Here is a 19,532-nt window from a genome sequence, read left to right on the forward strand (position 1 = left end):
GATCAGCTCGTGGGTTTGGCCTTGATCGCCTCGACCTCGAGCTTGATGAAGACCTCGTCGCCGACCACCAGCCCGCCGTTGTCGAGCGTCTTGCTCCAACTCATACCGAACTCTTTGCGGTTGAGCTTGCCCTGGGCCGTAAAGCCGGCCCGGACGTTCCCCCAAGGGTCCTTCGCCACGCCGTTGAAGCGCCCGACCAGCGTGATCTCCTTGGTGACCCCGAGCAACGTCAGATCGCCGACGGCGGTGTATTCGTTGTCCCCGCCGGTCGCCTGGTAGCGCTTCAGGCGATAGGCCATCGTCGGATACTTCTCGACGTGGAAGAAGTCGGGGCTGCGCAGGTGCTGATCGCGCTTCGGATGGTTGGTGTTCACCGAAGCCGTCCGGATCGTGGCCTCGATCGTCTTCACCGTCTTGCCCTCGGGGTCCATCTCGATGGAGCCGGTATAGTCCGTGAAGCGGCCTGTCGTCTTCGAGACCACCATGTGCGCCACACTGAACTCGATCGTCGTGTGCTCGGGATCCACATCGTAGCGGGCCATCTCCGCGCGGGCCGCCGGCGCCGGCAGGACCAGCCCCCAGAGCCCGGCCCAGAGGAGCGCCGCCCGCATGAACCCCCAGGTCATGCCACTCCCCTCCGCCGTTTTCCCCCGCACGCTGCTCCCTGCTCGACCCGATTGCGTGCCTACTCAGCCTACCGGGAGGGTGCCCGCGCGGTCAAGGGCATGGCACGGGCCCACCCCCTGTGCGATAATGGGTGCGTAAACAACCCGCGACTGAAGTCGCAGGCTTTATTCTCAGCAAGCAGCATGGCCACCTACTGGAACATCAGGCGTGTTTACAGCCGCCCTGGACGGGACGGCGGTCCCGCCCATCCGGGCAAGGTTTCGACTGGCGTTCACGTCGGCGTGCGCCCGGAGACCACACTGTTCGCACACGAAACGATGCTTGACGCGCTTGCCGATCTTGCCACAGCAGGAGCAGGTCTGGCTCGTGTAAGCCGGCTCGACGTACTCGATAACGATACCGGCCGCCTTCGCCTTGTACTCGATAAAGCGCTGAAGCTGCCGGAAGGCCCAGCGGTGGAGCCTTGCCCGCACGCGCTTTCCTGCCTTGATGCGGCTGCGAATGTGCGTCAAGTCCTCCATCACGATCTTCGCCACACCTGCCTCGATCGCGGCCTGGACGATCTTCTTACTCGTTTCGTGGTTGATCTGCTTGACGCGCCGCGCTTCGTTGCCGGAGACCTGCCGCAGCTTCTGCTTGGCGCTGCGGCTGCCATTGGACTGAAGACGCCGGCGCAGGGCAAGGTATCGATCGCGCTGGTCGCGCAGGTGCTCGCCGCCAAAGACCTGGCCCAGGCTCGTGGCGGCGAGATTGCGTTCTCCGACATCCACGCCCATCACGGGGCCGGATGCCACAGGTGTCACGTCGCCGGATTCAACGACGAGGTTGAAGAACCAGCGCCCCTGGCGACAGACCAGTTCCGCCTCTTTGGGAGCGCCAGATTCGAGAAGGCGACGCTGGTGTTCGCCCAACCGCAATGGGACGGCGAGACGACCCGAGAGGGTGTTGAGCGAGACCATCTCGCCTGTGAGGCGGTAGGTTCGCTTGTCGAAATGGACGCTCGCCCGGTCGAAGCGGATGTCCGGAACGGCTTCGTCCTTCTTGATCCGCCCCCGTGCTTTCAGGGATTTGTACGCCTTGCAGACCGAAAAAATGGCGTTGCAGCACATCTGCGCACCAAGCGGGGTCGATTCGCGCAGCATCGCGTACGCGCGCTGATGCAACGCCACTCGGTTCCACACACGGTGCTCGCGCACGATGGGAACGAGCCGGTTACACGCATCGACATACGCCGAGCGCAAAGCAGCCAAACGGGCCATCTGATCCGGCGACACATCGAGTGCGATCGACGCCGTGCGCATCATCGGTTATCGCCTCTTGGTGACATGCTCGCAGCGCTCAACGTCGTGGCGGATGGTTTCGGCGCTAACATTGCCCGCCGTGCCAATGTCGTACGACGGCGACCACAGGTGGCCGCCCCACAGCCGTTTCTTCAACATCGGAAAGCGCTGGAACAAGCGCCGTGCCGTGACGCCCTTGAGCACCTTGACGGCATCGGCCACAGCGATGGCGGGTGGGATGCTGACGAACACGTGGATGTGATCCGGCTGAATCTCCTTGGAGATCACAGACCACCCTCGTTCCGCGCAAATCATATCCAACATCGCCCCTGTTTTCTCGGCCACTATTCCGGTCAGCACATCCCGCCGATACTTGGGACACCAGATCACATGGTAAGCGGTTTGGTAAACGCAATTGCGATTGGTGACAATGTCGACCATGTGTTTTCTGATCCATCACATGGTGTGCATTGCGCAACCGCAATTCCTCCCGCGACTGAAGTCGCGGGCTTCCTTGCGGAGGTCCTATGAAGGCGCTCGTGAAAGCGGAGCCGGCTCCCGGCCTGGTCCTCCGGGATCTGCCGGAGCCGACCCCCGGCCCCGGGGAGGCGGTGGTGCGCGTCAAGGCCACCTCTCTCTGCGGCACCGACGCGCATATCTACCGGTGGGACGACTGGGCGCGCGGGCGAATCCGCCCGCCCCGCGTCATCGGCCACGAGCTGTGCGGGGAGGTCGTCGCGGTCGGCCCGGGCGCCTCCGCGATCGCGGTCGGCGACTATGTCGCCGCCGAGTCCCACCTGACCTGCGGGACCTGCTACCAATGCCGCACCGGCCAGGCCCACGTCTGCCGGCGCTACGAGATCCTCGGGGTGGACCGGGACGGTTCCCACGCGGACTACGTGCGGTTGCCCGAGCGCGTCCTCTGGAAGACGTCCCGGGACATTCCCCCGGAGCTGGCCTGCGTCCAGGAGCCGCTCGGGAACGCCGTGGACGCCGCGTTGGCCGAGGATCTGGCCGGCCAGTCGGTGCTCATCACCGGGTGCGGCCCGACTGGGCTGTTCGCCGCCGCCGTCGCCCGCGTGGCCGGCGCGGCGCTCATCATCGCCACCGACATCAGCGACTATCGGCTCGACCTGGCCAAGCGGCTCGGCGTGGACCACGCCCTCAACGCGAAGACCGACCCGCCGGACAAGATTGCAGCGGTGATCCAGGAGGTCACCGACGGCGAGGGGGTGGACGCGGCGCTGGAGATGTCCGGCGACCCCGGGGCCCTCCACCAGGCCTTCCGGGCGGTCAAGAACGGCGGCCGCGTGACGCTGTTCGGAATCTCCGCCGGGCCGGTCTGCTTCGACCTGCCGAATGAGATCATCTTCAAGGGCATCCGGGTGTACGGCGTCACCGGGCGGCGGCTGTTTAACACCTGGTACCGTCTGGCGGGCCTGTTCAAGGCCGGCTTGAACATCCGGCCCGTGGTCACGCACACCCTGCCGCTGGAGGACTTCGCCCGGGGGTTCGAGCTAGTCGCGTCGGGCCAGTGCGGGAAGGTGGTCTTGCTGCCGTAGCGAACCGCCCCTAGCAGGCCGCCAATCGCCCCCCTCCGCGCTATTCGCGGCTCCCTCTTCGCTATCCGCTGGATGGGCGATCCAGGACCTCCCGGACCTTCCGCAGCAGCCCGTCGGGCGAGAAGGGTTTGGGGAGAAAGGCGGTGCCCTCGTCCAGCACGCCTTGGTGCACGATGGCGTTGTCCGTGTACCCGGACATGTACAGCACCTTCGTCTCCGGCCGCCGGAGGATGACCTGCCCCGCCAGCACCCGCCCGCTCATCTGCGGCATCACGACGTCGGTCACCAGCAGGTGAATGGGACCCGGGTGCCGGTCGCTGACGGCCAGCGCCTCGGCCCCGTGCCGCGCCTCCAGCACCCGGTACCCGGCTCCCTCCAGCGCCTCGCGGGCCAGCCGGCGGACCGCCTCCTCGTCCTCGACCAGCAGGATGGTCTCGGTACCCCGCGCCGGGGTCCCTTCCGACCGCGGCGCCAGCCGCGGGGTCTCCAGGATGTCCACCACGCGCGGGAAATAGATCTTGAACGTGGTGCCGCGCCCCAGTTCGCTGTACACCCAGATGGTGCCGCGGCTCTGCTTGACGATGCCGTAGACGGTGGCCAGGCCCAAGCCCGTCCCCTTGCCCTGCTCCTTGGTCGTGAAGAAGGGCTCGAAAATCCGCTCCTTGGTCTCCGCGTCCATCCCGTGACCCGTATCGGTGACCGCCAGCATCACGTAGGGACCCGGATGCACGCCGAGATGCCGGCTGGTATAGGCCTGGTCGAGCTGGACGTTGGCGGTCTCGATAGTCAGCCGGCCGCCGTCGGGCATCGCGTCGCGGGCGTTGATCGCCAGGTTCATGACGATCTGCTCGATCTGGCTCGGGTCGGCCTTGATCAGCCCCAGCCCCTCGCCGAGGCTCGTGACGAGATCAATGTGCTCGCCGAGCAGGCGCCGAAGCATCGAGTCCATGGCCGCCACGGTCTCGTTGATGTTCAGCACCCTCGGCTCGAGCATTTGCCGGCGGCTGAAGGCCAGCAGTTGCTGGGTCAGGGCGGTCGCCCGCTCGCTCGCCTCCTTGATCTCCCGGGCATATCGGCGCAGGGTCTCGTCGTAGCTGAGACGCTGCAGCAACAGGTCGCTGTATCCGTGGATGACCGTCAGGAGGTTGTTGAAATCGTGGGCCACCCCGCCCGCGAGGCGGCCAACGGCCTCCATCTTCTGCGAATGGCGCAACTGGGCCTCGCTCCGGCGGAGCGCGTCGTCCGCCCGCTTCCGGCTGACGACGCTGGCGAAGAGCTCCCCCACCAACCGGAGCTGCACCTGGTCCGCATGGGGCCAGACCCGCGGCGCCCGGACAGCCTCGAACCCGACAAAGCCAACGAGCGCCTGGTTGGCGATCATCGGCACGACGAGCAGGGAGGAAATCCCCTGGGTTGCGAGCCAGTCGCGCTCGGCGGCGGCCTCCGGCGGCAGGTCGTCGGCGGACCGCACGTGGATCGTCTCCGCCCGTTCCAGCTTCTGCTTCCACCACCGGAACGTGTCGCCGAAACGCTGCCGGAGCGCCTCGCGCCCTGGGCCGATCCCGTCCGCGCACCATTCGGCCACCGCCTGGACCCGCGCCCCGTCCTCGTCCAGCAGGCACGCATAGGCCCGTTCGAGATTGAGATAATCCCCGAGCGCACGCAGCGCGCGGGCCAGGCCTTGCTCAAGCTCGTCGGCCGGCAGGCTCACGAAGTCCGCCGAGATCGTCGCAAGCAGCCGCTCCATCTGCAGCCGGTGCTGCAACGACTCCTCGGCCTGTTTCCGTTCGATGAATTGGCCGATCTGGCTGCCGATCGCATCCAGCATCTCCAGCAGGGCTTCGTCCGGCGGTTGGATCTTGTGGCTGAAGAACTCGAGGACGCCGAGCGTGGTTTTCCCCAGCTTGATGGGAAAGCCGAAGGCGCCGTGCAAGTGTTCCTGCTCTGCGGCGGCGACGCGGGGAAAGTTGCCGTCGCGGAGCACGTCCGGGATCCAGGCCGGCTGCTCGCTGGCCCAGACGCGGCCCGGCAGCCCGATGCCGGGCGCAAAGGTCCGCTCTCGGGTCACCCGGGCAAACCCGGCGACGGCGGCGGCCGGCTTGTGCCAGACGTCCGCGCAGCGCAGCACGTTGGCGCGGCGGTCCACGACCCAGAAGGCCCCGACCGCCCAGCCCAGGCTTTCGCAGACCGCCCGCAGAATCTGGCCGCTCGCCTCGTTCACCGACGGGGAGGCGGCGAGCACGTGGGCGACCGCGTACTGGGCGGCCAACCGCCGCTCGGCCTGCTTGCGTTCCGAGATGTCGCGGAACACCAGGACGACGCCGGTCAGCCGGCCTGCCTCGTCCCGCACCGGCGCCCCGCTGTCGTCAATCGGTCGCTCGGTGCCGTCCTTGGCGATCAGCACCGTGTGGTTCGCCAGCCCGACGACGACCCCCTCGCGCAGCACCCGGGTGACCGGGTTCTCGACAGCCCGATGCGTCGTCTCGTTGACGATCACGAAGACCTCGTCCAGCGGCCGCCCCTGGGCCGACGCTCCGGTCCATCCGGTCAATCCCTCCGCCACGCGATTCATGAAGGCGACCCGCCCCTGCGCATCGGTCACAATGACCGCATCGCCGATGCTGGCGAGGATGGCGGCGAGCCACTCGCCGCGCTCCTGGGCCGTGGCCCACTCCGCTCGCAGCCGGCCGGTCATCCAGAACAGGAGGCCGAGCAGCGGCCCCCAGACGATCATGCCCGCTAGCCCGACCTTCCAGAGGACCGCATAGATCGGCGCCAGGATATCCCGCCGCTCCATCCGCACCAGAAGCCCCCAGCGGAGCCCGGAGCGTCCCTGAGGGCCACCGGTTTGCGCATAGCCCGTGATGACCGGGACCTGGCGGCGGGCATGCCGCTCCTCGACATAGCCCGAATGGCCCGACTCGACGAGCCGGGCCGAGGGCAGCCCGAGGGCCTTCAGGTTCACACGGTCCTTGGGCCGCCCTTCGGAGTCAATGAACGCGACGCCCTCGGCCGACAGGAACTGATAGGCGACGGTGCCGAAGAAACCCTCGCGTTCCTGGAGCCTCCGGATGGACTCGGTCACCGCCTCTTCGAGCTGTGGCAGCCCGACGCGCGTCGTGACGGCACCGCGGAACTCCCCCGCCGGGCCGCGGATCGCCTCGGTCACGGTGATCGAGTCCGCGCCTTCGCCACCGCCGACCACGTCCACATCAGTCACTCGGGTCGCGCCGCCCATCCGGGCGGCCTCGAACCAGTCGCTGCGGCTCAGGTCCTGCCCGACCAGCGCGGGATCGGTGGAGGCGACCAGGCGGCCCCGGGCGTCCGTCACGCCCAGCCAGCGATAGGCGCGATCACGCTCCTTCATCCAGGTCAGGTAGGCGGTGAGGAAGGCCGGATCCTGCAGCTTGTCCCGGAAGGCCCGGGCCATCATCCGGGCGTCGCCAGCCCGCTCGAAGACGATCCGATCCACCTTGTCGGCCAGGTCGGCGGCCGCCAGGGCCAGGCTCTCCCCGGCCGTCGCCACCAGCCGGGCTTCAATGTACGCGAGCGCGACCGCCCCGATGCCCAATGCCAGGACGGTCATCCCGATGATGAGCCACGGGAGGCGATGGTACGCGCGGTGGAGTTCCGAGCGACCATGGGCGTGGGGACGGGATGGACGGCGCGAGCGAAGCGGCACGGGCACGCATGGTACAGCGGTCCCGGCGGCTTGTCAAACACGGCCGGCGGCGCGAGTCCGACCGCAGAGGCCCTGACGGCGGCGGGACGAATGTATTAGAATTGGCGCATGGCATACGGCTCACTCAAGCCGGTCGTCGAGGCGCAGCTCGCGGAGATCCGGGCGGCCGGGCTCTACAAGACCGAGCGCCAGCTCCTGGGGCCGCAGGGCTCCGAGATCCGCGTCGCACAGCCCCACGGACCAGACGAGGTGCTCAACCTCTGCGCCAACAACTACCTAGGGCTGGCCAACCATCCCGACGTGGTCCAGGCGGCGGCGGAGGGGCTCAAGCAGCACGGCTACGGCATGGCCTCCGTGCGGTTCATCTGCGGCACGCAGGACCTGCACAAGCGGCTCGAGCAGGCGTTGACCACCTTTCTCGGCACCGGCGACACGATCCTCTACGGCTCCTGCTTCGACGCGAACACCGGGCTCTTCGAGACGCTGCTCGACGAGCGGGACGCGGTGATCAGCGACGCGCTGAACCACGCCAGCCTCATCGACGGCATCCGCCTCTGCAAGGCCAAGCGATTCCGCTACGCCCATGCTGACATGGGCGACCTAGAGGCCGCGCTGAAGGAGGCCGCCGGGTGCCGGCTCCGCCTCATCGCCACCGACGGGGTCTTCTCGATGGACGGGGACCTGGCCAGGCTGGATGCGATCGTGGAGCTGGCCGAGCGCTACGACGCCGCGGTGGTCGTGGACGACAGCCACGCCACAGGCGTGCTGGGGAAGTCCGGCCGCGGCACGCCCGACCACTTCGGCGTGGCCGACCGGGTGGACCTGATCACGAGCACGTTGGGGAAAGCCCTGGGGGGAGCGGCCGGCGGGTTCACGTCGGGTCGGGCGGAGATCATCGAGCTGTTGCGCCAGCGGTCGCGGCCGTATCTCTTTTCCAACGCATTGCCCCCGCCGGTCGCGGCCGCCGCGCTCCAGGCCCTGAAGCTGGTGGCGCAGGGCGACGCCCTCCGCGCGACGCTGGCCGAGAACAGCGCATTCTTCCGGAGCCAGCTCGCCGCCCTCGGCTTCACCCTCATCCCCGGCAAGCATCCGATCATCCCGATCATGCTCGGCGATGCGGCGCTGGCCGCCCGCATGGCAGACCGGCTCCTCCAGGAAGGCGTGTACGTGATCGGCTTCAGCTACCCCGTCGTGCCCAAAGGCCAGGCGCGCATCCGCGTGCAGATGTCGGCCGCGCATACCCGCCCGCAGCTCGAGCGCGCGGTGGCCGCCTTCGCGAAGGTGGGCCGGGAGCTGGGCGTGATCACCTAGGGCGCTTGTCCAGCCAGACCCGGACCGAATAGGCCAGGCACACCCCTCATTCCCGGATCATCTTCGCGCGCCGCTCCAGGTAGGCGCTCCGGACCGCCCCGTAGAGGTCCACGGTCACCTTTTCCATGCCCTCGAACGTCTTGTCAATGTTGATCGAGCGCTCGTTGACCATGTACCCGGCGCGAATGCCCATCTGCGAGAAGGTAATCGTGTCGGTGTTGGTGACCGCCTGCGGCCAACTGTCGACGGTGACGAACGGAAACACCAGGAGGTTGAAGGGGTCTAGGAAGAGGTCTACGACGTACCCGGCACCGTCCCGGAGGGTAAAGGAGCCGAGAAACGGGATCACGAGGTAGGGACCCGGCTTGACGTGGTAGACACCCAAGGTCTGGCCGAAGTCCTCGTCAGGTGTCTTCAGCTCGAACACCTCGCCCGCAAAGTCGAAGAAGCCCGCGATACCGAAGGAGGAATTGATCACGAAACGGCCCAGCTCGATCCCCGCCCCCTCGACCTTGCCCTGGAACAGGTTGTTGAGCAGGCGCGGCACAAAGCGGATGTTGTGAAAGGCGTTTTGAATCCCGAACTCCAGCGGATCCCACACGATCTTGTCGTAGATCTCCGCGACCGGCTTCAGGACGTACTCGTCCAATTTCCGGTTGAACGTGAACATGGCCTGGTTGAAGGGCTCCCATGGATCAGAGACCTCAACCGCCGCAGCGCCAGCTTCGCCTTCCCTGGCAAAGGGATCGACGAACTCCTCTTCCGCGGCCGGCTGGTCGGCGGGCGGGGGCGGGGCTCCGCCTGTGGCCAGCCTCCGACTGATGTTCTCGGAGGCTGCCGGGGGTGGGTCGTTCCCAGCCGCTGCGGGAGCCGGGGCCTGGGCGAGGGGCGCCGGGGATTCGGAGGCGGGCGGGCCGGCACTCTCCGCGCCCGTGGGGGCAGGAGTCGGCTCGACGGCCACCAGGAACGCAAACGGAGAGACCGGCGGCTCCGGCGCACCGACCAGCAGATCCGAAAGCCAGGTGGAGGACTGCCGCTCCGGCCCCAATTCGTCCAGGCTGGCGCAACCGCCTGTCGCGCAGACGAGCGCCGCGCTCGCCAGCCATCTGCTCACACCCCACATGCCTGGCTCCCGTCGTCTCACCTCGAACCTCCCGGCCTCTCATCGGTGCACGGATCACGGCGATCGCCTCCTTCGACGCCGACCGCCCGAGCGACTTCAGGTCGGCGCACTTTACCAGAATCCTCGTAGAGCAGCCAACAGGGAAGATGCACCAGGCAGGCGGGATCCCGCCAACGAGGCGGGCGCCCGTGCCGGGGACGGCACGGGCGCGGCAGGCAGTCACGAGCCGGTATGCTGCTTCAGGATCGGCGACTGCGTGATCTTGGGGTTGTCCGGTGCCAGCTCGGCCGCCTTCTTGAAGGAAGCCTTGGCGTCCTCGTGCTTGCCCTGCTTGTCCAGGGCCAGGGCCAGGTTGAAGTGCGCGACGGCCAAGTTGGCATCAGCCTTGATCGCGTCGCGGAAGTGCTTCTCGGCCACGTCCCAGTGCCCCTGCTCGAAGTGGCCGACTCCTTCGTCGTTCTGCATCCGGCCGGCCGAGCCCGCCGGCGCCATCAGGGCCGTCGTCGCGCCCTGCTCGGTCGCCTCCTGTTTCGCCTCCTGCGTGGTCTCGGGTTTGCCTTCCTTCTTCGCTTCGCCGGTCGGCTTGCTCTGTTCGCAGGCTGTCAGGGTCAGCAGACAGGTCAAGAGAACCCCGACGGATAGCGCCACATGCTTCATGGTTGTGCCTCCTTTCGGTTCTCGATCCACTCCTCACCAAGCCGTTCCGAGACAACCGCGCAGCTGCGGCGGGGCCGCGCCGCGCACGTCTCCGCTTACTCTAACGGTCCCGTCCCGCCGAAATCAATGCGCCAGGTTACCGCGCGACCTCTTCCACGAAGCGCGTGAGCCGTTGGAAGTACGCCGCGCCGCCGACTTGGTAGAGATCGTTGTGGCCGGCGCCCCGGACCAGATACCAGGCCTTGGGCTCCGGCGCAGCGGCGAAGACCTGCTGGCCCAGGTCCGGCGGAATGAGGTCATCCCGGTCGCCGTGCACGACCAGGATCGGCACGGTGACGGCCCGCAGGCGGCTGATCAAGTCGAACCGCGCCTCCAGCAGCAGATGGACGGGGAGCCCGTAGTAATGCGTCTTGGCAACCGACGCGACGGAGGGGAAGGCCGATTCCAGGATGAGGCCGGCCGACCGCCGGCGGACGGCTAGGTCCCCGGCCACGGCGGCCCCCAAGGAGCGCCCGAACAGCACGAGACGGCTCGGAGCCACCTGCCTGACCTGCTCGAGATAGCGCGCGGCGGCCTCCGCGTCCCGGTAGAGCCCCTCCTCGGACGGCATGCCCCCGCTCCGCCCGTAGCCGCGATAGTCGAAGAGCAAGACCGAGAGCCCCGCCTGGTAGAGAAGGGCGAGGTTGTCGAGCCGGTGAATGATATTGCCCGCGTTGCCGTGGCACCAGAGCAGGGTCGCCCGGGCGCCCGGCGCCTCGACGTACCACCCGAACAGCCTGGGCCCGTCGGCGGCGTCGAACCACACCTCCTCGAGCGGCAGCCGGGAGATGCGGGCCCAGTCCCGCTCGATCCAGGGAGCCGGATGATAGACGAAGAGGCGATCGAGAAAGGACGACACCGCGCGGCGCTCCCGACCGACAGTTCCGTCAAAAGAAGGCCTGAAGATAAATCACCGCCTGCGAGTCATCATAGCGCCGATGGTATTCGACGCGCAGGGCCAGGTTCTGCTGCAGCGTATACCGGGTCCCGACGAACCAGCGGAAGTCGTCCGACCGCTCGCCGAGGGGATACCGGAGGTAGGTCGTAGAGACCAGGAGCTTCCACCGGTCCGACAGGGTCGCCAGCATGCCCACAGTCCCGCCGCCGCCGATCCGGTGATTGTCCCGGTAGGCGTGGCTGTAGTTCGCATCCGCCTCCGCGAAGGCGAAATAGACCTCCCGCCGCCAGAGCTGGCTCTCCGCCGCCGCGCCGAGCCCGCCGTTGACGTTCGCGTTCCCGCAGGAGCGGCAGGTGGGCCGGGTGACCGTTTCCCAGCCGCCGCTGACCTTCCAGGAGGGAGCCTGGAAGAGCTGGTCCATCGGGGAAAGGGACACGATGTTCGCCACCGTCAGTTTCTCCAGCCGATACTGGTTACGCTGGCTATAGTGGCGGACGCTCGCGGCCAGCACCTCGATCTGGGCGTCGCGCGGGTAGCCGGGCTCGGGGTCCAGCAGGTCATGATAGCCCACCCTGAGGCTCAGGTCCTGGAACAAGTCCCCGTTCCGCCAGCCGAGCCCCAGACCGGCCCGGGAGGTCTTATGGCCCTGCTCGGGCGGCTCGGTGAACGGTTTGACCGAAAACGCGGGCGAGGCGATCTGGAGCCCGCTGCGCGCGAGCAGGACGTCCCGGTTCCGCGCCTTGTACATAGCGGCGCGGGACTCGTCCGTGACGCTCCGGTACCGCAGGACATCGGAGGCCAGGTCCAGCAGGAAGGCCTGTCGCTCCACCGGGAGCCGGGCGAAATCCTCGGAGCGCGCCGCGGCCGGTTCCTTCACGAGGCGTCCCAGCCAGGGCCGTTCCTCTGGGGAGAGCGTCTCGCGCTTGCGCTGGATCTGCGTGCTGCGCGCCGGCCGGTACACCACCTCGCTGACCAGCCCAGGCTGCTGGACCAGAACCCGGATCGTATCGGCCGGCATGGTCCAGAAAGCGAACTGGTCCACAAGATGCCAGTCCGGATTGGCATACTCCAGCAGCCAGAGGATCTGATAGGAGCAGTTCTCCTTGAAAAAGTAGTAGTCCACATATACATTGACCAGCTCCCAGGCGTGCATGAGCATGCGGCGGCGCTGATCCTCCGTGAGGTTCAGCCGGTATTCCCAGATGTCGCGGTTCTCGATGTCCCGATATTCCTGTACCTTCACATAGTAGGGAAGGGTGGAAAAGAAGCCCTTAAATCTCCCAAAGATGCCGTTCACGGCGTAGATCAGCCCCATGTCGCCCGGCGCATCGGCGGCGAAGTTGATTGTGTAGGCCAGGAGTCGCGTCTGCTCGGTCTGCCCCTGCTGATCAATGCGCAGGAACGTGTGGCCGAACATCGACGCAGGATTGTTCAGGTACGCGGACGGGAAGATCATGCTGACGCCCTGCGGATTCAACTCGCTCAGCCACGCCTCAAACCGCTCGCACGCAGCAGGCGGCAAGCGGCGGTCGTCGAAGGACAGTTTGGCCTTCAGCCAGTGGTACCGGGCAATGAACGCACATTGCGCCGGCTGCTGCACGCGACCCACCGGCTCCGCCGAGAAGAACCGCGCGAGCGTGGCCTCCAGCTCGGCGCGCGGATCGGTCTTGCCGGTCGCGGCCAGGAAAAACCCCGGATCGTCCACTTCGCTCGTCACGCCGCCGGTCAAGTTGGGGCGATAGTGGAGCAGAATGTGCCAGTCGCGCTCCTCGGCAAGCCGCTTCTCAGCGGCCTGACGGATCAATTCCTCCAGATACTCCTTCGGCCCCCCGGCGGCCGCGGGAGCCGCCGCCAGGAGCAGGAATGCCAGCATGAGACCTGATGGCTTGACCAGGCTGCAACGAAGCACGGGCGAGGATAGCACAGGAGCGGATGATCGTCGCGAGAGAAGCGGGCGCTCCCGGCCAGCCCTGGCTGGCCGGGAGCCTGGCAAATCACGCCGCTGGCTAGCGCTGCACCGAGACTTCGGCCAGAACCGGATGGGCGGCCATGGCCTCGTTCAAGGCCCTGATCATCGCCGCTGCGGAGGTCTGGCCCGCGGCCGTCAGGTGCGCGTACCGCTCCTGGGCTAGCGCAAAGAAAGCTGGCCGTCGTTCCGCCGGCACCCCCAGCAGGTCCGCCAAGGAGGCGAGGTGCTCCCCGCCGCCCCGCGCCATGTCTGCCGCCAGGCTCTCGAAATTCAGGGAGGCAAACACGTTCGCCTTGTGCTCAGTCCACACCTTGCGATTGTTCTGGCAGCCCCAGCTCCCGGTCGTGATCCCGCCGGCTTGCAGGGGGATCATGGGGTTATTCGTCGTGGAGATCAGGAGATGATGCCCGACCGAGTCGGTGTCCTTGCTATCCTTCCAGACCTCCTTTCCAAGCCCGCACCCAGGACCAGTGTCCGCGGTGCCCGCCCAAACCGTCACCGCCTGAAGGCCGGCGAACAAGAGGACCGCGTGGATGGCCGCAAGTTTTCTGATCATGAAAGACACCTCCTTCTTGCATGTGTTGACCGGAACCTCGCGCCCGCGTACATCATGGAGCGCCGAGCGTGAACGAGTATACCAGAGCGCAGGCAAAGCGAAAAAAAGTCAGCAACCACGTCTGTAGCATGGCGGAATCCCCCCGAAAGTCGGGCATGACCCCCCAAAGCAGAAGTGGGCAGCTCGAGGGCGGCTGGCAATCAGTCTGGCTGGTGGGTCGTCTAGGGAGCTGAGGGTTACTTCCGCACCTCGTACTCGACCGTCGCTTCGGCCCAATCGGCAGGATCCAGCAAGGCGAGGGCGCGCCTGAGGTCCAGGAGCAGGGCGGTCTGCGACGGCTCGTACTCTTTGAAGACCGCTTCCGACACCTGCCCCTTGAGCAGCGAGATGGGCTGCCGGGTGGCGATCACCTTGATCTTCTCCACGGTTCTCTTGGCGCCGGGGAGCAGCCAGGTCCGCAGCTTGACGCGTTGCTTGGTGAGCGCCTCCGAGGGGAAGACGTACTCGATCCCCGCGCGCAAGCGGGTCTCCGGTTCGTACCGGTTGGGCGCCAGCACCCAGATGTGTTCGTCCTGCGTGACGTTGAAGAGATACAGATAGGCATCCTCTGTGGCCCTGATCCGGATCATGGCCTCGTCGCCGTCGTGAAACACGTCGTGATTCAAGGTCACCGTGACGCCGAACGTCCCGCGGTGCTCGGCCGCAATCTCTCGGACCTTGGCCCTGATGCGAGTCCGATACAGCATCCCCTCGCCATCCTGCAGGGCCACCGGACCGCGGCTGAGGATCTTGTCCTCCATGATGACGCCGCGGGAAATGGAGTGGACGATGTCGTCCGCCAACTGGAAATTGCGGACGACGGAGGAGCTCCGCACGAACGTCCCGACCGCCTGCTCGATGGCGGCGCGCCGCGCGGCGTCCAGGGAGTCGCGCTGGACATCATCCAGCGTCGCGTGCTGCCCCCAGGCGACCGTCCCCTCGGCCTCCACCCAGGTCTCCTGCGGAGGGGAACCGGCAGCAACGGCTAGACTGCCCATGAAGATGAACCCTGCCACCAGCCAGACGCAGACACGCTTGCCCCTCACTCGCATGGGCTCCCTCCCTCCCCTCGTCACGCATCCCCGCGACAGACCGAATGGCCACCGAGCGGGGTCACCGCCAACTCATTCTTTTCTTGACAAAAAACGTGGTTCCGCCTACGATCCCACCCCTAACGCTATCCTATAACAGCGCCACCCCTAAGTCATTAGCTCAACCAACCGGGAGCCCCCTGGCGTCCGGAGCCGTTGAGGAGGGCTCCATGAGCGCCCCTGCCACCGGTCGGTTCCCCCTCAGCCGGCGGTCCGTCCGGCTCCTCGCTCTGACTCTGCTTTCCCCGTTAGCATCCGGTTGCATGGAGGGGTTCTCGCCGGTGACGCTCGTCCACGGCGACCCGGCGGTGCAGGTCACGGTCAGGACCGATCCTCCCGGAGCCAAGATCGTCATTGACGGGAAGGAAATCGGCACCTCCCCCGTCAGCTTCAGGGATCCCTCCGGCCCGCAAAAGACGTTCACCGTCGAAATCAAGAAGGAGGGATACGAACCGGTCACCCGGGTCATGACGCGCACCTGGGACTCCGCGCGTCTGACCTACCGCTTGGATCCGGTCTACTTTTACACGCTGACGCCTCTTCCCGGAACGCAAGAAGCCCTCACGGCTTCCAAGAAAGGCGGCGCCAAGCCGGCCGTGCCCCCGGCCTCCATGAAAGTCAGCGATGTGGACGATGTCCCGAAGCCGCGACCGGGAGTCAAGGGACGGGATGCGGTGGCCTTGGTGATCGGCATCTCCCAGTACCGGGATGAGTCCATCCCGCAAGTCCGGTACGCGCGGCGAGACGCCGAGATCATGGCGGCGTACCTCGAATCCGTCGCCGGCGTCAGCCGCTCGAAGATGAAGGTGCTGCTCGACGAGGGGGCCACGTCCAGCGATCTGGCGGCTTACGTGGAAGAGTGGCTGCCGCGCCAGGTCAAGCCGGACACCACGGTCTTCGTCTACTACGCCGGCCACGGCATGCCCAACCTCTCCAACGGCAAGGCCTTTCTCGTGCCCTATGACGGCCATCCCGATTTCACCAGCAAGCTCTATCCGTTGGATCGGCTCTACGAAAAGCTGGACAGCCTGCCGTCCAAGCAGGTCGTCGTCATGCTCGACTCCTGTTTCTCGGGCGCCACCGGGCGGTCGGTGCTCCCCTCAGGCGCCAGGCCGATGGGATTGGTCATGGACATGGGGGCCACGGTGAAGAAGGCCGTGGTCCTGTCGGCCGCCTCCGGGACACAGATCAGCTCGGACTATGACGATCAAGGACACGGGCTCTTCACCTATTTCCTGCTCAAGGGGCTCCGGGGCGAGGCCGATACGGATGGGAACGGCACGATCCAGGTCGAGGAGCTGTACGACTTCGTCAGGGACCAGGTCACGAAGGTCGCCTCGGAGAAACTCAATCGCGACCAGACGCCGTTGATCCTCCCCACCCCTGATTCCCTGGGGCCGAAGGGCAAGATCCAGATCACGCGGGCGGCGCAATAACCAGGCTTGGAGGCAGTGGCAGCATCGGCAACGGGCAACAGAAGGAGGACGTTATGGGACGGAGTCTCGGGACGGTATCCAGGGCCGCGGGCCTGGTTCTGGCGATGGCGCTAGCCGGCTGCACCATGCGGATCGGCGACTTCACGGTGGGCAGCTCGAAGAACATCAGCCAGTTATCGCAGAAAGGCGACGCGGTGACAGGCGAGGATTGCTCGACCAGCATCCTCTTCATTCCGGTCGGGGGCGCCACGGTGCCGAACTTCAAGACGGCCATGGACCGGGCGCTGGAGCGCGCGAAGGGGGACGTGATCGCCGATGTCGTGCTCTGGGAAAGCAACGTCGTTACCCTCCTGTTCAACCAACACTGCTTCAAGGTCGAAGGCAAGGTGGCCAGAGGAGAATTCGGCAAGAAAATGTAGGGCGCGGAGCAACCGCCGTCGGGCAAGCGCTCAGGCTCTCAGACCAGGAAAAAGGGGGACCAGATGAACGTGTCAGCAGATCGCATGCTCCTCGGGCTCGCGCTCAGCATGACGCTGTTGTTCTTGCCAGCCTGCACGACCCGGCTCGGCGACTTCACCGTCTTGAGCACGAAAAATGTGGACGTGACGGGCCTCAAGCCCGGCGATCGGTACGAAGGCGAAGACTGCATCAACCTGGTCTTCGGGATGATTCCGACGGGCCAACCCAACTGGAAGAGTGCGATGGACCAGGCCCTGGAAAAGGGGAAGGGCGACGTCATGGTGGACATCGTCCTGACCATGAAGAGCTGGAACATCCCCTATATCTGGGGCCAGCAGTGCATCGTGATGGAAGGCACTGTCTCCCAGACAGCCTCCTATAAACGCTAGCCGGGGCGCTCGTCCCACGGCTGTCTCCCGAGCCTTACCGGGGAGCCACCAACCGTGATGGCTCCCCGGTCCTTTTCGCTGACAGCCTGCCATCCCTTCTAGGCAATCGCTAGCTCTCGCGCAGCTCGGAGCCGGCGCGCCTTGTTCGCGGGGGAACTAAACGGGCGGGCACGAATGCTTGACTGATTGGCGCCCCTCTTCTAAGCTGCATGGACAACAGTAGGAAGGACGACTGCCATGCCCACAGCTATTCGCTTCACCTACCAAGACTATCTCCAGCTCCCGGAAGACCGGCGGTATGAGATCATCGAGGGAGACCTTTTTATGGTGCCGGCCCCCGTGCCTTACCATCAGCAGGTATCCCGCAACCTGGGATACTGCCTCCACGGATTTGTATCGGATCGGGGCCTTGGAGAGGTCTTCTATGCCCCCTGCGACCTCCTGCTCTCCGAGACCGACGTGGTCCAGCCCGACCTGTTTTACATCTCCGAAGCCCAGCGTTCGATCATTACGGACAAGAACATCCAAGGCGCTCCCGAGCTGGTCATCGAAATCCTTTCCCCGGCGACCGCGGAGCGGGATCGCGGAGTTAAGCAGAAACTCTATGCTCGCGCCGGGGTTGCGGAATACTGGCTGGTGGACACGGACGCGAAAACGATTGAAGTGCTCGCGCTGCGCGAGGGCCAGTATCATCGGGCTGGCTTGTACGCTCGGCAGGACGTGCTCGTCTCCCCGCTGCTTCCCGGGCTGACCATCCCCCTGACCAAGATTTTCTGATTCCGCCTGCTCGGCCACTATCCCTATCATGGGCAAGTTCATTCCGGCCGGGCGCCCAGTGGAATCAGCACCGGTGTCATCGTTCCGCCTTCGATCGTCACGAGCCCGATCCCCCGCGGGAGCCGGAACCGCCGCGGGCCGGCCGAGCCGGGGTTGAACAGCAGGGTCGCGCCGAACCATTCGATCTTCGGCTGGTGCGTGTGGCCAAACACGCAGAGGTCGGGCCGCTCGCGCTCCAGGAAGGCGCGCCCGTCCTTGGTCAGCTTCCCGCCTTCATAGAGGATGTGCCGGATCGCGACCCGGCGGCCGGCCAGCTCGATGATCGTCTCGTCGGCACAGCCGCTCTCCTCGTACCCGTCCACGTTGCCCGAGACCGCCGTGACCGGTGCGATCCGCTCCAGCTCTCGCAGCACGGACAGCTTCCCGATATCGCCGGCGTGGACGATATGGGCCACGCCAGTGAAGTGCCGCAGGATGGCCCGATCGAAGAGCCCGTGCGTATCCGCGATGACCCCGATGCGCATGGCCGCGCCTCACAGCCCAGCTCTGGCAGCGTCCCAATCCATGGCGAAGGGCCGCGCGGCCTGGCGAGGCAGCGTCGCCGCCTCGGCCTTCAAACGCTCGGCCCGCGCCGCGCTCATCGGGTGCGTCGAGAGTAGCTCCACCTGGAGCCGATCGTGCTCCGACAGCCGCTCGAAGAACCGGATCAGCCCGTCGGGCGGAATCCGCGCCCGGTGCAGCAGGCGTAGGCCCTCCACATCCGCCTCCGCCTCCTGCTCCCGTCCGAACTTCAGCGTCAGCAGCTCGACGCCCAACCGCTTCGCCAGCCCCACGAGGCCGGCCTGATCCCCGGTCAAGATCGTCACGACGGCCACGAGGCCGAGCGTCTTGACGATCCGCTCCAGCCCGTGCCGAAAGAGCACATGGCTCAGCTCGTGGCTCAGCACCCCCGCCACCTCCTCCGGGCTCTCGGCCCGCTTGAGCAATCCGGTGAAGACGACGACGTAGCCGCCGGGCAGCGCGAACGCGTTGACGGTCTCGCTCCGGACGATCGTCACCTGGAAGGTATAGGGGTTGTCCGGGATCGCCTCGGTCAGCCGGTGCAGGATCTCCCGCACGGCCGCGACCGAGGGTCCCTCCCGGATCACGGTCTGCCCGGCGAGGAACTCTTGCTGCGCCGCCTCGCCGATCGGCCGTTCCCATTCGACGGGCACGCGGGCCACGGCCAGCCGGACCCAGGCGTCGAAGCTCAGCCACAGGCCCAGGACGGCGCCGAGGACCGCGGCCAGCGACACGATGAGGACGGTCCGGCGCCTGGTCCGGGCGCGGCGCACCTGCGCCGCTGTGTGCTCGAGCCGGGCCGTCACCTCCGGCGGAGCGGCGCCGCGCAGAGCTGCGATCACCGCCGGGTCCTTGATGTAGAGAGTGCGGGCAGGCCCGTCCGTCGTCCACTTCACGACGAGGTGATCGTGATCGAAGCCGCCGGCCTCGATCGCGAGCCCGTCAAAGGGGATGGCATGGAGCGGCGCGCCGGGCAGATCGAGAGCCAGCCCCCTGGAAGAGACGCTGACGCGGCAGGCCACGCCGGTCGCCGGCAGGTCGGGGCCGAAGCAGAGGGCGTTGGGCGGGGCGCTCAT

18 protein-coding genes are annotated in these 19,532 nt (G+C 66.6%); 6 read left to right on the plus strand and 12 right to left on the minus strand.

Annotated features, from left to right (window positions below; all coding sequences use genetic code 11):
- Positions 1-2: 2 nt before the first annotated feature.
- The 3 genes from ACWHYQ_RS07240 to tnpA form a co-directional block, all read right to left on the minus strand.
- Positions 3-626 carry a YceI family protein gene (locus tag ACWHYQ_RS07240; RefSeq protein WP_447975022.1) on the minus strand — a complete coding sequence of 208 codons (624 nt, stop codon included), beginning with the start codon at positions 624-626 and terminating at the stop codon, positions 3-5.
- A gap of 171 nt (positions 627-797) precedes the next feature.
- Positions 798-1,931 carry an RNA-guided endonuclease InsQ/TnpB family protein gene (locus tag ACWHYQ_RS07245; protein ID WP_447975023.1) on the minus strand — a complete coding sequence of 378 codons (1,134 nt, stop codon included), beginning with the start codon at positions 1,929-1,931 and terminating at the stop codon, positions 798-800.
- Positions 1,932-1,934: 3 nt separating this feature from the next.
- Positions 1,935-2,348 (minus strand): IS200/IS605 family transposase, encoded by a 414-nt coding sequence (tnpA, locus tag ACWHYQ_RS07250; protein ID WP_447975024.1) that lies wholly within the window; start codon positions 2,346-2,348, stop codon positions 1,935-1,937.
- A gap of 86 nt (positions 2,349-2,434) precedes the next feature.
- Here tnpA and tdh point away from each other — a divergent pair, with 86 nt between their 5' ends.
- Positions 2,435-3,469, plus strand: a complete 1,035-nt coding sequence (gene tdh / locus ACWHYQ_RS07255; RefSeq protein ID WP_447975025.1) for an L-threonine 3-dehydrogenase — start codon at positions 2,435-2,437, stop codon at positions 3,467-3,469.
- Positions 3,470-3,530: 61 nt separating this feature from the next.
- Here tdh and ACWHYQ_RS07260 read toward each other — a convergent pair whose 3' ends face one another.
- Complete coding sequence (locus ACWHYQ_RS07260; protein WP_447975026.1) at positions 3,531-7,055, minus strand: GAF domain-containing protein; 3,525 nt, start codon at positions 7,053-7,055, stop codon at positions 3,531-3,533.
- 204 nt (positions 7,056-7,259) lie between these two features.
- Between ACWHYQ_RS07260 and kbl the strand changes: the two genes are divergently transcribed.
- Positions 7,260-8,462: a glycine C-acetyltransferase gene (gene kbl / locus ACWHYQ_RS07265; RefSeq protein ID WP_447975027.1), complete on the plus strand. Its 1,203-nt coding sequence runs from the start codon at positions 7,260-7,262 to the stop codon at positions 8,460-8,462.
- 46 nt (positions 8,463-8,508) lie between these two features.
- Here the strand turns inward: kbl and ACWHYQ_RS07270 are convergent, their stop codons facing one another.
- The 6 genes from ACWHYQ_RS07270 to ACWHYQ_RS07295 all read right to left on the minus strand — a co-directional run bounded on the left by ACWHYQ_RS07270 (position 8,509) and on the right by ACWHYQ_RS07295 (position 14,795).
- Complete coding sequence (locus ACWHYQ_RS07270; RefSeq protein ID WP_447975028.1) at positions 8,509-9,585, minus strand: MlaA family lipoprotein; 1,077 nt, start codon at positions 9,583-9,585, stop codon at positions 8,509-8,511.
- Between the two features lie 219 nt (positions 9,586-9,804).
- Positions 9,805-10,242 carry a tetratricopeptide repeat protein gene (locus ACWHYQ_RS07275; protein WP_447975029.1) on the minus strand — a complete coding sequence of 146 codons (438 nt, stop codon included), beginning with the start codon at positions 10,240-10,242 and terminating at the stop codon, positions 9,805-9,807.
- 136 nt (positions 10,243-10,378) lie between these two features.
- Positions 10,379-11,140, minus strand: coding sequence for an alpha/beta hydrolase (locus ACWHYQ_RS07280; protein WP_447975030.1), 762 nt, complete (start codon positions 11,138-11,140; stop codon positions 10,379-10,381).
- A 28-nt stretch (positions 11,141-11,168) separates the two neighbouring features.
- Entirely contained in the window at positions 11,169-13,052 is a 1,884-nt protein-coding gene (locus ACWHYQ_RS07285) for an Lnb N-terminal periplasmic domain-containing protein (RefSeq protein ID WP_447975031.1), read from the minus strand.
- A gap of 133 nt (positions 13,053-13,185) precedes the next feature.
- The gene (locus tag ACWHYQ_RS07290) at positions 13,186-13,704 is read right to left on the minus strand and encodes a DUF3015 family protein (protein ID WP_447975032.1); all 519 of its coding nucleotides are present in this window, start codon (positions 13,702-13,704) and stop codon (positions 13,186-13,188) included.
- A gap of 236 nt (positions 13,705-13,940) precedes the next feature.
- Positions 13,941-14,795, minus strand: coding sequence for a DUF4384 domain-containing protein (locus ACWHYQ_RS07295; protein WP_447975033.1), 855 nt, complete (start codon positions 14,793-14,795; stop codon positions 13,941-13,943).
- A 209-nt stretch (positions 14,796-15,004) separates the two neighbouring features.
- Between ACWHYQ_RS07295 and ACWHYQ_RS07300 the strand changes: the two genes are divergently transcribed.
- From ACWHYQ_RS07300 to ACWHYQ_RS07315, 4 genes are all read left to right on the plus strand, one after another.
- Complete coding sequence (locus ACWHYQ_RS07300; RefSeq protein WP_447975034.1) at positions 15,005-16,270, plus strand: caspase family protein; 1,266 nt, start codon at positions 15,005-15,007, stop codon at positions 16,268-16,270.
- Positions 16,271-16,323: 53 nt separating this feature from the next.
- Positions 16,324-16,689, plus strand: a complete 366-nt coding sequence (locus tag ACWHYQ_RS07305) for a hypothetical protein (RefSeq protein ID WP_447975035.1) — start codon at positions 16,324-16,326, stop codon at positions 16,687-16,689.
- Positions 16,690-16,752: 63 nt separating this feature from the next.
- Entirely contained in the window at positions 16,753-17,118 is a 366-nt protein-coding gene (locus ACWHYQ_RS07310) for a hypothetical protein (protein WP_447975036.1), read from the plus strand.
- A 237-nt stretch (positions 17,119-17,355) separates the two neighbouring features.
- The gene (locus ACWHYQ_RS07315) at positions 17,356-17,895 is read left to right on the plus strand and encodes a Uma2 family endonuclease (RefSeq protein ID WP_447975037.1); all 540 of its coding nucleotides are present in this window, start codon (positions 17,356-17,358) and stop codon (positions 17,893-17,895) included.
- A gap of 38 nt (positions 17,896-17,933) precedes the next feature.
- On the opposite strand, the gene ACWHYQ_RS07320 is transcribed toward ACWHYQ_RS07315, so the two are convergent.
- Together ACWHYQ_RS07320 and ACWHYQ_RS07325 are read right to left on the minus strand one after the other, a co-directional pair.
- Positions 17,934-18,419 carry a metallophosphoesterase family protein gene (locus ACWHYQ_RS07320; protein ID WP_447975038.1) on the minus strand — a complete coding sequence of 162 codons (486 nt, stop codon included), beginning with the start codon at positions 18,417-18,419 and terminating at the stop codon, positions 17,934-17,936.
- Between the two features lie 9 nt (positions 18,420-18,428).
- On the minus strand, positions 18,429-19,532 hold the full coding sequence (locus tag ACWHYQ_RS07325; RefSeq protein ID WP_447975039.1) for a M48 family metallopeptidase: 1,104 nt from the start codon (positions 19,530-19,532) through the stop codon (positions 18,429-18,431).

Source organism: Nitrospira sp. Kam-Ns4a (assembly GCF_965152595.1).

Excerpts from the sequence above, each read along its gene's own strand:
- ACWHYQ_RS07240 (WP_447975022.1), bottom strand. The coding sequence starts at position 626 with ATGACCTGGGGGTTCATGCGGGCGGCGCTCCTCTGGGCCGGGCTCTGG.
- ACWHYQ_RS07245 (WP_447975023.1), bottom strand. The coding sequence starts at position 1,931 with ATGATGCGCACGGCGTCGATCGCACTCGATGTGTCGCCGGATCAGATG.
- tnpA (WP_447975024.1), bottom strand. The coding sequence starts at position 2,348 with ATGGTCGACATTGTCACCAATCGCAATTGCGTTTACCAAACCGCTTAC.
- tdh (WP_447975025.1), top strand. The coding sequence starts at position 2,435 with ATGAAGGCGCTCGTGAAAGCGGAGCCGGCTCCCGGCCTGGTCCTCCGG.
- ACWHYQ_RS07260 (WP_447975026.1), bottom strand. The coding sequence starts at position 7,055 with ATGACCGTCCTGGCATTGGGCATCGGGGCGGTCGCGCTCGCGTACATT.
- kbl (WP_447975027.1), top strand. The coding sequence starts at position 7,260 with ATGGCATACGGCTCACTCAAGCCGGTCGTCGAGGCGCAGCTCGCGGAG.
- ACWHYQ_RS07270 (WP_447975028.1), bottom strand. The coding sequence starts at position 9,585 with ATGTGGGGTGTGAGCAGATGGCTGGCGAGCGCGGCGCTCGTCTGCGCG.
- ACWHYQ_RS07275 (WP_447975029.1), bottom strand. The coding sequence starts at position 10,242 with ATGAAGCATGTGGCGCTATCCGTCGGGGTTCTCTTGACCTGTCTGCTG.
- ACWHYQ_RS07285 (WP_447975031.1), bottom strand. The coding sequence starts at position 13,052 with ATGCTGGCATTCCTGCTCCTGGCGGCGGCTCCCGCGGCCGCCGGGGGG.
- ACWHYQ_RS07290 (WP_447975032.1), bottom strand. The coding sequence starts at position 13,704 with ATGATCAGAAAACTTGCGGCCATCCACGCGGTCCTCTTGTTCGCCGGC.
- ACWHYQ_RS07295 (WP_447975033.1), bottom strand. The coding sequence starts at position 14,795 with ATGCGAGTGAGGGGCAAGCGTGTCTGCGTCTGGCTGGTGGCAGGGTTC.
- ACWHYQ_RS07300 (WP_447975034.1), top strand. The coding sequence starts at position 15,005 with ATGAGCGCCCCTGCCACCGGTCGGTTCCCCCTCAGCCGGCGGTCCGTC.
- ACWHYQ_RS07305 (WP_447975035.1), top strand. The coding sequence starts at position 16,324 with ATGGGACGGAGTCTCGGGACGGTATCCAGGGCCGCGGGCCTGGTTCTG.
- ACWHYQ_RS07310 (WP_447975036.1), top strand. The coding sequence starts at position 16,753 with ATGAACGTGTCAGCAGATCGCATGCTCCTCGGGCTCGCGCTCAGCATG.
- ACWHYQ_RS07315 (WP_447975037.1), top strand. The coding sequence starts at position 17,356 with ATGCCCACAGCTATTCGCTTCACCTACCAAGACTATCTCCAGCTCCCG.
- ACWHYQ_RS07320 (WP_447975038.1), bottom strand. The coding sequence starts at position 18,419 with ATGCGCATCGGGGTCATCGCGGATACGCACGGGCTCTTCGATCGGGCC.
- ACWHYQ_RS07325 (WP_447975039.1), bottom strand. The coding sequence starts at position 19,532 with ATGAGCGCCCCGCCCAACGCCCTCTGCTTCGGCCCCGACCTGCCGGCG.